13 protein-coding genes are annotated in these 12301 nt (G+C 72.7%); 4 read left to right on the forward strand and 9 right to left on the reverse strand.

Translation table 11 applies throughout. The features are described from left to right. Positions 1-3 precede the first annotated feature (3 nt). Positions 4-1137 (forward strand): Mrp/NBP35 family ATP-binding protein, encoded by a 1134-nt coding sequence (locus AB0912_RS05530; protein ID WP_366696637.1) that lies wholly within the window; start codon positions 4-6, stop codon positions 1135-1137. A gap of 142 nt (positions 1138-1279) precedes the next feature. Here the strand turns inward: AB0912_RS05530 and AB0912_RS05535 are convergent, their stop codons facing one another. The 5 genes from AB0912_RS05535 to sigE form a co-directional block, all read right to left on the reverse strand. Beyond that, positions 1280-1936 carry a hypothetical protein gene (locus AB0912_RS05535; protein ID WP_366696638.1) on the reverse strand — a complete coding sequence of 219 codons (657 nt, stop codon included), beginning with the start codon at positions 1934-1936 and terminating at the stop codon, positions 1280-1282. Between the two features lie 229 nt (positions 1937-2165). Then, positions 2166-2609, reverse strand: a complete 444-nt coding sequence (locus tag AB0912_RS05540; protein ID WP_366696639.1) for a sec-independent translocase — start codon at positions 2607-2609, stop codon at positions 2166-2168. Between the two features lie 276 nt (positions 2610-2885). After that, positions 2886-4913 (reverse strand): trypsin-like peptidase domain-containing protein, encoded by a 2028-nt coding sequence (locus AB0912_RS05545; protein WP_366696640.1) that lies wholly within the window; start codon positions 4911-4913, stop codon positions 2886-2888. A gap of 139 nt (positions 4914-5052) precedes the next feature. Continuing rightward, entirely contained in the window at positions 5053-6033 is a 981-nt protein-coding gene (locus AB0912_RS05550; RefSeq protein WP_366696641.1) for an anti-sigma factor, read from the reverse strand. Further along, positions 6030-6728, reverse strand: a complete 699-nt coding sequence (gene sigE / locus AB0912_RS05555; protein ID WP_366696818.1) for an RNA polymerase sigma factor SigE — start codon at positions 6726-6728, stop codon at positions 6030-6032. Before sigE ends, AB0912_RS05550 begins: the two co-directional genes overlap by 4 nt. Positions 6729-6955: 227 nt before the next feature. On the opposite strand from sigE, the gene AB0912_RS05560 reads away from it, so the two are divergent. Beyond that, on the forward strand, positions 6956-7654 hold the full coding sequence (locus tag AB0912_RS05560; protein WP_366696819.1) for an O-methyltransferase: 699 nt from the start codon (positions 6956-6958) through the stop codon (positions 7652-7654). 176 nt (positions 7655-7830) lie between these two features. On the opposite strand, the gene AB0912_RS05565 is transcribed toward AB0912_RS05560, so the two are convergent. Next, entirely contained in the window at positions 7831-7998 is a 168-nt protein-coding gene (locus tag AB0912_RS05565) for a DUF3117 domain-containing protein (protein ID WP_003966491.1), read from the reverse strand. Between the two features lie 362 nt (positions 7999-8360). Between AB0912_RS05565 and AB0912_RS05570 the strand changes: the two genes are divergently transcribed. Next, positions 8361-9164, forward strand: coding sequence for an enoyl-CoA hydratase-related protein (locus AB0912_RS05570; protein ID WP_366696642.1), 804 nt, complete (start codon positions 8361-8363; stop codon positions 9162-9164). 76 nt (positions 9165-9240) lie between these two features. Here AB0912_RS05570 and AB0912_RS05575 read toward each other — a convergent pair whose 3' ends face one another. Together AB0912_RS05575 and AB0912_RS05580 are read right to left on the reverse strand one after the other, a co-directional pair. After that, entirely contained in the window at positions 9241-9822 is a 582-nt protein-coding gene (locus tag AB0912_RS05575) for a DNA-3-methyladenine glycosylase I (protein WP_366696643.1), read from the reverse strand. Next, positions 9819-10169, reverse strand: a complete 351-nt coding sequence (locus tag AB0912_RS05580) for a DivIVA domain-containing protein (protein WP_366696644.1) — start codon at positions 10167-10169, stop codon at positions 9819-9821. Before AB0912_RS05580 ends, AB0912_RS05575 begins: the two co-directional genes overlap by 4 nt. Positions 10170-10320: 151 nt before the next feature. Between AB0912_RS05580 and folP the strand changes: the two genes are divergently transcribed. Continuing rightward, a complete protein-coding gene (folP, locus tag AB0912_RS05585) occupies positions 10321-11181 on the forward strand; it encodes a dihydropteroate synthase (protein ID WP_366696645.1) in 861 nt (286 codons plus the stop codon). 155 nt (positions 11182-11336) lie between these two features. On the opposite strand, the gene AB0912_RS05590 is transcribed toward folP, so the two are convergent. Beyond that, the gene (locus AB0912_RS05590) at positions 11337-12095 is read right to left on the reverse strand and encodes a TIGR00730 family Rossman fold protein (RefSeq protein WP_366696646.1); all 759 of its coding nucleotides are present in this window, start codon (positions 12093-12095) and stop codon (positions 11337-11339) included. Positions 12096-12301 lie beyond the last annotated feature (206 nt).

The following is a 12301-nucleotide window of genomic DNA, read 5'->3' on the forward strand; positions in this document are numbered from 1 at the left end:
CCTATGGCTACGGAAGACGCGGTGCGTGAAGCACTGGCGACGGTGAACGACCCCGAGATCAACCGACCCATCACCGAACTGGGGATGGTCAAGTCGGTGGATATCGGCGCGGATGGCACGGTCGCGGTCGCCGTGTACCTCACGGTCTCCGGCTGCCCGATGCGGGACACGATCACCCAGCGCGTGACGGAGGCGGTCGCGCGGGTCGAGGGCGTCACCGCGGTCGAGGTCGAACTCGACGTGATGAGCGACGAACAGCGCCGTGAGCTGGCGACCGCGCTGAAGGGCGGCACCGCCGAGCGCGAGGTGCCCTTCGCCAAGCCCGGCTCGCTGACCCGCGTGTACGCGGTCGCCTCCGGCAAGGGCGGGGTCGGCAAGTCCTCGGTCACCGTGAACCTGGCGGCGGCGATGGCCGCCGACGGGCTCAAGGTCGGTGTCGTGGACGCCGACATCTACGGCCACTCGGTGCCGCGCATGCTCGGCGCGGACGGCCGTCCCACCCAGGTCGAGAACATGATCATGCCGCCGTCCGCGCACGGCGTGAAGGTCATCTCCATCGGCATGTTCACGCCGGGCAACGCGCCGGTGGTGTGGCGCGGCCCGATGCTGCACCGCGCGCTCCAGCAGTTCCTGGCGGACGTGTACTGGGGCGACCTGGACGTGCTGCTCCTCGACCTGCCGCCGGGCACCGGCGACATCGCGATCTCCGTGGCCCAGCTCGTCCCGAACGCCGAGATCCTCGTCGTGACGACCCCGCAGCAGGCGGCGGCCGAGGTCGCCGAGCGCGCGGGTTCCATCGCCGTGCAGACCCACCAGAAGATCGTCGGTGTGGTCGAGAACATGTCCGGGCTGCCCTGCCCGCACTGCGGCGAGATGGTCGACGTGTTCGGCACGGGCGGCGGTCAGACGGTCGCCGACGGTCTGACCCGCACCACGGGCGCGTCGGTTCCGGTCCTCGGCTCCATCCCGATCGACGTCCGGCTGCGCGAGGGCGGCGACGAGGGCAAGCCGGTGGTCCTCTCCGACCCCGACTCCCCGGCCGGTGCGGCGCTGCGCGCCATCGCGGGCAAGCTGGGCGGCCGGCAGCGCGGCCTGTCGGGCATGTCGCTGGGCATCACCCCGCGCAACAAGTTCTAAGACACCCGGCGCCTCGTGTCTCGGGGATCCCGCCTCGCGGGAACGCCGGTGCGCGGTACGCGTCCGCGGTGAGTGTTACGAGGGAGGGGGCGCCGTCCACACGGACGGCGCCCCCCTTCTCGTACCGCCGCGGCGGCCTGTCCTAGGCGTACGCGCCGATGTCCTTGATCATCGCGAAGCCCAGGCCGTACGCGCTCATGCCCCGCCCGTACGCGCCCACGTGGACGCCTTCCCGGGTGGAGCCGGCGAGGACCCAGCCGAACTCGGACTCGCGGTAGTGGAAGGTGGTCGGGACCCCGTCCACCGGGAGGGACAGGGTGGACCAGTCCGCGCCGTCCAGGTCGTCGGCCAGCACCCACGCGGTCTCGGTCTGCTGGTCCAGCCAGTCGTCGCGCAGCGTGTGGTCCATCTGGCCGGGCCAGGTGAAGGACAGCAGCCCCACACCGGCCAGCCAGGCCGCGGAGGAGACCGAGGTGGCCTCCAGCAGGCCCGTGCCGTCGGCGCTGCGCCGGTCGGGGTTGGCGGCGATGGTGACGACCACCGCGAACCGTTCCTTGTCCTCGGCGGGCTCGGGGCGCACCACCGGCTCGTCGCCGTGGCCGATCGACCCGTGCTCCACGACGCCGTCCGCCGAGGTGCCCACCTGCATCAGCCAGCGCGGTCCCGTGAAAGCCTCGTCGAGGCCGTACCAGGGGAAGGGCGCCAGCAGGTATCCGTCGACCGTACGCCGGGCGGTGGGGACCTGCTGTCCGCCGTCCGCGGCCGGCGCCTGCGCGCCTACCCGACTTGTCGTCTCCATCTGCCGGACGCCTCCTCGCTCTCGGCGGACCCGGCCGGCCCGCCCCCCTCGGGCGTCCTTTGGTCCGCACAACAACTGGGCAGCATAGCCACCCCGCCGCGAGCAGCGACGAAAGCGCCCGGCGCGTAGCGCGTGTGCGCGGCCCAAACGGGCCGCGCGGGGCAAGTTTTCCGGCGGAACGCGGCGGATTCCGGGTGGAGGCGCGTGGGGTCCGGCGGAGCGGGGTGGGTCAGGTGGCGTCGGCGTCGAACGGAGGGCGCTCGTCCGGTCCGGGCTTCTCGGGCTTCTTCGTCATGTCGACGGAGCCGCCGGCCGAGCCGTTCGAGGAGGCGGAGTCCGAGGCGGCGGACTCCCTGCCGTGCACGGCGTCCGTGATCTCGGCCATCTCCTTCTTCAGGTCGAAGCCGTTACGGATCTCCTTGAGCCCCAGCTCGTCGTTGTCGAGCTGCTTGCGGAGGAACGCCTTGGGGTTCAGGTCCTCGAACTCGAAGTCCTTGAACTCGGGACCGAGTTCGTCACGGATGTCCGCCTTCGCGCTCTCCGAGAACTCGCGGATCTTGCGGATGGTGCGCGTGACGTCCTGAATCATCTTCGGGAGCTTGTCCGGACCGAACACGAGCACGGCGAGGACGACGAGCGTCACCAGCTCAAGCGGTCCTATGTCATTGAACACCTGGTAGCTCCTTGCGATGTCCTCGGTCCTCGGCCCTCGGCAGTGTTCCGTGGTCCGGGCCGTGACCAACGGTACCCGGCGATCCCGTCCGTCCGGAACTGTCCCGGGGCTTCCGACTTTCCGTGTGGCTCTGGTTTTCCCTGATGTTTGCCGTCCGGAGCTGCGGTGTCGTCCTTCGCTGTGAGGTTCGCGTCACTCCCGGGGGCGCTCCCCGGGGGTGCCCACTGACGGGGCCCGGCGGGGCTCAGCCGGCCCCGGCGGGCTCGGCGGGACCGCTCAGTCGCCGTCGGCGGAGCCCAGCACGAGGGTGACCGTGTGCTCGTCGTCGCCGCGCCGGAGGGTGAGCCGGAGGTGGTCGCCGGGCCGGTGGGCGCGGGTCTTGACGATGAGTTCCTCACCGGAGTGCACGCGCGTGCCGTCCACCTCGGTGATCACGTCACCCGGGCGGATGCCGGCCTCGACGCCGGGCCCGCCCCGGCTGACCGGGGGACCTCCGTCGGCGGCCTTCGTGCCGACCCGCGCGCCGTCCCCCGAGTAGTTCATGTCGAGGGTGACGCCGATCACGGGGTGGGTGGCGCTGCCGGTGTTGATGAGTTCCTCGGCGACCCGCTTGGCCTGGTTCACCGGGATGGCGAAGCCGAGACCGATGGAACCGGCCTGGCCGCTCTCCAGGTCGGTGCCGTTGTCGGCGGAGCGGATGGCGCTGTTGATGCCGATGACCCGGGCCCGCGAGTCGAGGAGCGGGCCGCCGGAGTTACCGGGGTTGATCGGGGCGTCAGTCTGGAGGGCGTCCACGTACGAGACGTCGGTGCCGTCGCCGCTGTCGCCGCCCGCCGTGATGGGGCGCTCCTTGGCGCTGATGATCCCGGAGGTGACGGTGTTGGCGAGGTCGAAGGGCGCGCCGATCGCGACGACCGGGTCGCCGACCTGGACGCTGTCGGAGTTCCCGAGGGGCAGGGGGGCGAGGCCCGAGACGCCGGAGACCTTGACGACGGCGAGGTCGTAGCCGCTGTCGTGGCCGACGATCTTCGCCTTGGCGGTCTCGCCGCCGCTGAACGTCACGGATATCTCGCCGCCGTCGCCGGCCGGCTGGATCACGTGGTTGTTGGTGAGGATGTGTCCCCGGCCGTCGAGTACGAACCCGGTGCCGGTGCCTTCCTCCTCGTTCCCCCGCACGTGCAGGGTGACCACGCTGGGCAGCGCGTGCGCCGCGATCCCGGCCACGCTGTCCGGGGCGCGGCGGGGGCCCTCCTTGGCGGCCTGCGGCAGCACGACCTTGGCCGTCCCCGCGTCGCGCTCCAGATACACGCCCACCGCACCGCCCACGCCGCCGGACACCAGGGCGAGCACGAGCGCCCCGAGCACGAGGCTCCGCCGCGTCCGCCCGACGCGCCCGGTCTCCTGAAGAGGCGCGGGCGCCGCCCAGGGGTCGTAGTTCCGCCAGGGGTCGTAGTTCCGCCAGGGGTCGGGGGCGGGGGGCTCGGAGAGGGGTGCGGGGATGACCCCGGAGGGTCGGTCAGCCGGCGCGGGCCGCGTGCTGGGCGGGGTGGCGTGGGCCTGGGCGGGGATCGCCGCCGAAGGCGGGGTGGTGGCGTGGGCCTGCCCCGGGATCGGCGCGGGAGGCGGGGTGGTGGCCTGGGCCTGCCCCGGGATCGGCGCGGGAGGCGGGGTGGTGGCCTGGGCCTGCCCCGGGATCGGCGCGGAGGGCTCCGGCCGGCCCTGGGGGCTCGTGGGGTGCGGAGCGGGCGGAGCGGGGGCCCAGGGGCCGGGCCGGCCGTAGGGAGGGGTGTGGGAGGGGTCGAGGGCGGGCAGGGGCTCCCGACGCGGCTCAGGGGGTTGAGCTGGGTCGACGTCCCTGTCGGCGCCCCTGTCGGTGTCGCGGGCGGCCTCGCTGGTGGCCTCGCGGGTGTCGGCGCCGGTGCCGGTATTCGCGCCGGTGCCGGTATCGGTGGCCGGCGATCCGGAGGGGGCTCCAGGGCCGCCGGGGGTGCCAGGTTCGCCAGAGGTACCGGGTTCGCTGGGGGTCCCGGGTTCGCCAGGAGCGCCGCCCGCACGGAGCCCCGCCCCGGCCGAGTCCCCGGTGTCACCGGCCCCGGCCGGCCCGCTCGTGCCCGCGAGGTCCGCCTCGGTCCCGGCGGCCGAGGAGTGGGTGCCGTCCTGCTCGGAAGGCCTCTCGGCGTCCGGTGTCGCGGAGTTCCGTGGCGCGGAGTTCGGCTGGGCGGGCGGAGGAAGCTGCCGCGTGGGGGCCGGTCCCCGCCGGGGCCTGTTCCACCACTTCGCCTTCGCGGGCGTCCCCTCGTCCATGCTCTCCCCACACCCGGCCCGCGGCCCAACTCGCCCACGGTCGCCACAGACTGGTCGACGCCACGCCCGGGGTCCATGCCGCGGGCGCGGCCCACCCCGGATTCAACCAGGTTCGCGGGCCGCCGCGCAGCGGTCGTGGTCAGCGGAGCGTACGAGCGGAGGGGGAGGTGGGGGACACGGAGGAAGACGGGGACGGTGGGGCGGCGGGGGCGGCGAGCAGGCCGGGGGTGGTGGCCTCCGGCGCGGGGGACCCGGTCCGGAGCGAGACGGGCTGGGCCGTGGTGAGGGGGCGTATGAGCGGGGACATCGCGGCGGCACCGGCGACCACCGGGGTCGTCAGGGTGTGCACGGCGTCCGCGCCGCGGTTCGCCGGAGCGGGGACTCCGGGCAACAGCGGGGCGGAGACCCCGGTCGGTGCGACCGGCGCGTTGCCGAGGGAGCGCTCGCCCTGGGCGAGCAGCGGGCCGGCGGACCGGCGGCGCTGCGCCTCGGGGGTGGTGGGACTGCCGGTGCCCTGGGTCCGGGCCGGTGTCACATTGCTGCCGAGGCCGGAGCCGCCGCGCGCGTCCACGGTGTCGCCGGGGATGCCGGTGGACACTCCGCCGAGCGCGACGGCGGCCAGCGACACCGCCCCGGCCGCGGCAGCGGCGAAGCGCAGCCCGCGGGAGGACGACCGCTCTGCCTCGTGACGGCTGACGTCATGGATGCGGAAGCCGCGCCCCGAGGAGGGGGGCAGCACATCGGCGTGCGGCCCCGCGGGCAGGTAGCCGAAGGGCTCGTCCCGCATTCCGAAGACGCCGGGCAGGCCCGGTCCGGCGGAGCCGCCGGGAAGTCTTCCTCCGAACGCGCCTCCCCCGAGCGGCGAGGCGCTGTCGGAGTCCCCTCCGCCGGGCAGCCCCTGGAGGCGGGCAAGGAAACTCTCGGACGGAGGCGGCGGGGCCATTTCCGCGAAAACGTTCTTCAGGCGTCGCTGGGCGTCGGCCTCGGCCTTGCACTTCGCGCAGGTCGCGAGGTGGGCGAGGACACGGTCGCGCGACTCATGACCGAGCTCTCCGTCCACCAGGGCGGAAAGTCGGTCCCCTAGATGCTGCTCGGCAGGGGTGGGACGGGTGCCACTCACGCGGTCGCGCCCCCTCCCCCCAGCACGGGCACGCGGGCCGCGAACGAGCGTCGCTCGGCGCGGGCCTCGGGAGACCGGTGGGCCAGGGCCTTGCGGAGCTGGGAGCGGCCGCGGTGGATCCGGGAGCGGACCGTGCCGAGCTTGACGCCCAGGGTCGCGGCGATCTCCTCGTACGACAGTCCCTCGATGTCGCACAGGACGACGGCGGCGCGGAACTCGGGCGCGAGGGTGTCCAGCGCCTGCTGGATGTCGGCGTCGAAGTGCGCGTCGTTGAAGACCTGCTGTGGGGAGGGCTCTCTGCTGGGCAGGCGCTCGGCCGCGTCCTCGCCGAGGGCGTCGAAACGGATGCGCTGCTTTCGGCGCACCATGTCCAGGAAGAGGTTGGTGGTGATGCGGTGCAGCCAGCCCTCGAAGGTGCCGGGCGTATAGGTGGACAGCGAGCGGAAGACGCGGACGAAGACCTCCTGGGTGAGGTCCTCGGCGTCGTGCTGATTGCCCGTCAGGCGGTAGGCGAGGCGGTAGACGCGGCCGCTGTGGGTGCTGACGATCTCCTCCCACGTGGGCGGAGTCCACGGCTGCGACTCCGCGTCGGTGGTGAACGTCGCGGTCTGCACAGGGGCAGCGGCGTGGGACTGGTCAGCGTTGTCGGTCACGGATTTCGGCTCACCCGCCGATCTGAGCAGCCGCCGGAGCACACCGCCTCGATCCACAGGCGCAGCCGCACCTCCCCTGTCGGCTCTGGTGGTGTCCAGTGGAGCCCCTACCATAGCCACCTCGCCCGTTAGCTCCGGATAAGCGGTTTTACGAGAATTTGATACGGGCTCATATGGGTGCGTCAGCACCTGCCCGTCACCCCGCTCCGTATACCGATCCATCGTCTCTCCCCCGCTCTGTTTCCCCACCCCTCTAAACGCCCGGTCCCATCAGCAGGTTCCCGGCACCAACGGATACAGTCACGCCCAGGCATCCACGGGGACAGGAGAGGGTCATTACCGGCAACCGGCAGACGAGCTGGGCGTTCGCCGACGCCTTTGTCGCCGAGGACGAGGCGCTGCGCTGGGCCCGGGACCGGGCCCGCGAGGCAGGCCTGCGCTCGGTGTCGCCCGGCACGGGGGCCGCGCTGCGGATGCTCGCCGCCACCGTGGACGCGAAGGCGGTCGCCGAGATCGGGACCGGGACCGGCGTCTCCGGAATCCATCTCCTGCACGGCATGCGGCCGGACGGGGTACTGACCACGGTCGACCCTGAGCCGGAGCGCCAGCAGTTCGCCCGTCAGGCCTTCCGCGCCGCCGGTTTCGCCAGCAACCGCGCCCGCTTCATCCCGGGCCGGGCGCTGGAGGTCCTGCCCCGTCTCGCGGACGCCGGATACGACCTCGTGTTCTGCGACGGCGACCGTCTGGAGTGCCTGGACTACCTCGCTGAATCGTTGCGCCTGTTGCGGGCGGGCGGGCTCGTCGTCTTCGAGGGTGTCTTCGCGGACGGCCGCACCGTGGACTCGGGGCCGCAGCCGGTGGAGGTGAGCCGACTGCGCGAACTGCTGCGCGCGGTGCGCGAGAGCCAGGAGCTGGTGCCGTCCCTGCTGCCGGTGGGCGACGGCCTGCTGTGCGCGGTCAAACGCTGACCCGCCCGCCCGCCGCCGCTCCACGTATCACCCCTCGCACGTCTCTGACCTGGCAGTACGCTGCCGTCGAGCACTCCGGCCGGGGCGGAGGGGCAGGGTTTCCCGTCCGAAAAGACAGCTTCCCCGACACCAGGTGCGGTGCCGGGGAAGCCGAAGAGGTATGGTCGCGTTCCGCGTCAGCCGACGACCTTCTTGAGGGCGTCGCCGAGCGCGTCGGCCTCGTCAGGGGTCAGCTCGACGACGAGCCGACCGCCGCCTTCGAGCGGAACGCGCATGACGATGCCCCGCCCCTCCTTGGTCACCTCGAGCGGGCCATCGCCCGTCCGCGGCTTCATGGCCGCCATGCTCGTTCCCCTTCCTGAAACCAGCTCATCGTCGCCGACGGCCCCCTCGGAGGGCACGCACGTCCACTCATAGGACACACGTCACCGGCATCGAACACATTGCTTCCAGGCCATTATCCCGCATCTCAGGACCCGATGACCAACATCAGTCGGCATCGCTTGCGCAACGCGCTTGAGCAAAACCACTCAATTCGGCGATGTGACTGCGATACTGCGCCGCCGCATGGACTTCCAGGGCACGGAATTCTTTGACGCAGGTCACATGACCGCCCGGCTCCGCCGCCGGTGATCTCCGTCATGCTGTCATCGGACAGGACGTACCGGCCGGTACGACGGAGCCGCGACACCGGAGGGGACCCACCATGGCCGACACCGTGCTCTACGAGGTGAGCGACGGACTCGCGACGATCACGCTGAACCGCCCCGAGGCGATGAACGCGATGGACACCGCGACCAAGGTCGCCCTCCGCGACGCGGCGCGCGAGGCCGCCGGGGACGACGGCGTGCGGGCGATCCTGCTGACCGCCGCGGGCGAGCGGGCGTTCTGTGTCGGGCAGGACCTCAAGGAGCACATCGGGCTGCTGGCCGCCGACAAGGAGTCCGGCGAGGGCCGGACGATGAGCACCGTGCGCGAGCACTACAACCCCATCGTGCGGGCCCTCACCGGCGCCGCGAAGCCGGTGGTCGCCGGGGTCAACGGCGTCGCCGCCGGGGCCGGTTTCGGGTTCGCGCTCGCGGCGGACTACCGCGTCGTCGCCGAGACGGCCGCCTTCAACACCTCCTTCGCCGGGGTCGCGCTGACCGCCGACTCCGGGGTGTCCTGGACGCTGCCCCGGGTGGTCGGCCCGAGCCGCGCGGCCGACCTGCTGCTCTTCCCGCGCAGCATCAGCGCGCGGGAGGCCTACGACCTGGGGATCGCGAACAAGCTGGTGCCGGCCGCGGAGCTGCGCGCCGAGGCGGAGAAGGTGGCGCGGGCGCTGGCGGCGGGGCCGACCCTGGCGTACGCCGCGCTGAAGGAGTCCCTCGCGTTCGGGCTCACGCACTCCCTCGACGAGACCCTGGAGAAGGAGGACGAACTCCAGGCGCGGGCGGGCTCCTCCGAGGACCACACCATCGCGGTCCAGGCGTTCGTCGCCAAGGAGAAGCCGAAGTATCTCGGCCGCTGACCGACGCCGGGGCCCCTGGGCGTCTCATTCGAGGACGCCGAGGCCTCACGACTCCGAGGCCCGGGGCCGCCGGCCGTCACGGCGTGTCGCGGACTCCGCAGTCGGCCAGGTGGTCGTTGACCAGTCCGCAGGCCTGCATCAGGGCGTAGGCGGTGGTGGGGCCCACGAAGCGGATGCCGCGCTTCTTCAGGGCCTTGGACAGGGCGGTCGACTCGTCGGTGACGGCGGGGACCTCGGAGAGCGCGCGCGGCGCCGGGCGGGTCGCCGGGTCGGGGGCGAAGGACCAGATCAGCTCGTCCAGCTCGCCCGGCGCCCAGTCGGCCAGCACGCGCGCGTTGGCGACCGTCGCCTCGATCTTGGCGCGGTTGCGGATGATCCCGGGGTCGCCGAGCAGCCGCTCCTTGTCGGCGTCCGTGAACATCGCGACCTTGGCGATCTCGAAGCCCGCGAAGGCGGCACGGAAGCCGGGGCGGCGGCGCAGGATGGTGATCCACGACAGGCCCGACTGGAAGGCCTCCAGGCACAGCCGCTCGTAGAGGGCGTCGTCGCCGTGGACCGGGCGGCCCCACTCCCCATCGTGGTACGCCACGTAATCCTCGGTGGACAGCGCCCAGGGGCAGCGCGGTACGCCGTCGGGGCCGAGCAGGGCGTCGCTCACCGCTCGTCCTCGGCGTCCTCGCGCGGCGAGGTGGGGGCGCCCGCCGCGCGGGCCCCCGCGAGCGCGGACTCCAGGTCGGCGATCCGCGCGTCCCGCTCGCCGATCTCGGCGCTCAGCCGCCCGAGCGCGTCGTCGACGTCCGCCATGCGGTAGCCGCGCACGGTGACCGGGAAGCGCAGCGCGTCCACGTCACCCCGGTGCACCGGACGGTCGTACGGCAGCGGGTCGTGCAGGCGCTCGGGCTCGGCGTCGGGGAGCGGGGTGCTCTCGCCGCCGCCCACCACGGACACGGTGACCGCGGCGACCACGACGGCGAGCGCGACGACCAGGAACAAGAACATGAACATCGCTAGAGGTCCCCACGCTCTGGTGCCGGCGCTGATCGCGTCGGCGCGGAAGTACGGATGGAAGTGCCAGGCTCCGATCGTGCCATGCGAGTCTGACAGTTAAGGTCGCAGGCGGCTTATCGGCGGCAGTCACTGGGAGAGGTCGTAGGGGATGCTCAGGCTGGGCAGGCGTGAATTCGACGCGCGGGAGCCGGTGATCATGGCGATCGTGAACCGGACCCCGGACTCGTTCTACGACCAGGGAGCCACCTTCCGCGACGAACCCGCCCTCGCGCGCGTGGAGCAGGCGGTGTCCGAGGGCGCCGCCATCATCGACATCGGCGGGGTCAAGGCGGGACCGGGCGAGGAGGTCACCGCCGAGGAGGAGGCGCGCCGGACGGTCGGTTTCGTCGCGGAGGTGCGCCGCGCGTTCCCCGACGTCGTCATCAGCGTCGACACCTGGCGGCACGAGGTCGGCGAGGCGGTCTGCGAGGCCGGCGCCGATCTGCTCAACGACGCCTGGGGCGGGGTCGATCCGCGTCTCGCGGAGGTGGCCGCCCGGTACGGGGCGGGGCTGGTGTGCACGCACGCCGGGGAGGCGGAGCCGCGGACCCGCCCGCACCGGGTCGCGTACGACGATGTGATGGCCGACATCCTGCGGGTGACGCTCGGGCTGGCGGAGCGGGCGGTCTCCCTCGGGGTGCCCAGGGAGTCGGTCCTCATCGATCCCGGGCACGACTTCGGGAAGAACACCCGGCACAGCCTGGAGGCGACCCGGCGGCTCGGCGAGATGGTCGGGACCGGCTGGCCGGTGCTCGTCTCGCTGTCCAACAAGGACTTCGTCGGGGAGACCCTCGACAAGCCGGTCAAGGAGCGGGTCGTCGGGACTCTCGCGACGACCGCCGTCTCGGCGTGGCTCGGGGCGCAGGTGTACCGCGTCCACGAGGTGGCCGAGACTCGGCAGGTGCTGGACATGGTGGCGTCGATCGCGGGCCACCGGCCGCCGGCGGTGGCCCGGCGCGGGCTGGCGTAGCCAGGAGTCACCGGACCACCGGACCACCGGACCGGGAGGGACTGGACTCGACCCGCACCCCCTCCCGACCGGACCCGGTCGCCCTCCCGGACCGGACCCCGATCGGTCTCCCTCCCGGGCCGGTCACCGGGCCCGCGCCGCGCAGGCGAACCGTCCTAGCGGCCCGCCTCCTTCGACACCAGGGCGACCGCCTCGTCCACGTCGTCGGTGAGGTGGAACAGCAGCAGGTCCTTCTCGGAGGCCTTGCCCTGGGCGATGAGCGTGTGCCGGAGCCAGTCCACGAGGCCGCCCCAGTACTCCGTGCCGAACAGCACGATGGGGAACCGGGTGACCTTCTGGGTCTGGACCAGGGTGAGCGCCTCGAACAGCTCGTCCAGGGTGCCGAGTCCGCCCGGCAGGACCACGAAGCCCTGCGCGTACTTGACGAACATCATCTTCCGGACGAAGAAGTACCGGAAGTTCAGGCCGATGTCGACGTACTGGTTGAGCCCCTGTTCGAAGGGAAGCTCGATCCCGAGTCCGACGGAGATGCCCTTCGCCTCGCAGGCGCCCTTGTTGGCAGCCTCCATGGCGCCGGGGCCACCACCGGTGATCACCGCGAACCCGGCCTCCACGAGACCCCGGCCCAGCGCCACACCCGCCTCGTACTCGGGCGAGTCGGCCGGTGTCCGGGCGGACCCGAACACGCTGATCGCGGGCGGCAGTTCGGCCAGTGTCCCGAAACCCTCGATGAACTCCGACTGGATGCGCAGCACCCGCCAGGGGTCGGTGTGCACCCAGTCCGACGGGCCTCCCGCGTCCAGCAGCCGCTGGTCCGTGGTGCTCGCCTGCACCTGGTCCCGCCTGCGCAGCACCGGGCCCAGCCGCTGCTCCTCCGGTGGCCGCTTCTTGCCCTCCGGGTTGCCAGTAGCCATGTCCACTCCCTCCGCGTACGGGTCTCCCCCGCCCGGCCTGAGCCGGGTCCCGGGGGAGGTCGTTCCGCCCCAGAGTAGATCTCCGCTGGTTACGGCGGGGGGACGCGGGCATGTCCGCCACGAGCCGTCGCCCGGTACGTCTCGGGGCGGCGCGCCCGACCGCGTGCAGGGCGTCGCGGGGCGGCGCGCCCGGCCGCGTACGAGCG

The organism is Streptomyces sp. NPDC007084 (assembly GCF_040703595.1).
In the GTDB taxonomy this organism is placed as follows: domain Bacteria; phylum Actinomycetota; class Actinomycetes; order Streptomycetales; family Streptomycetaceae; genus Streptomyces.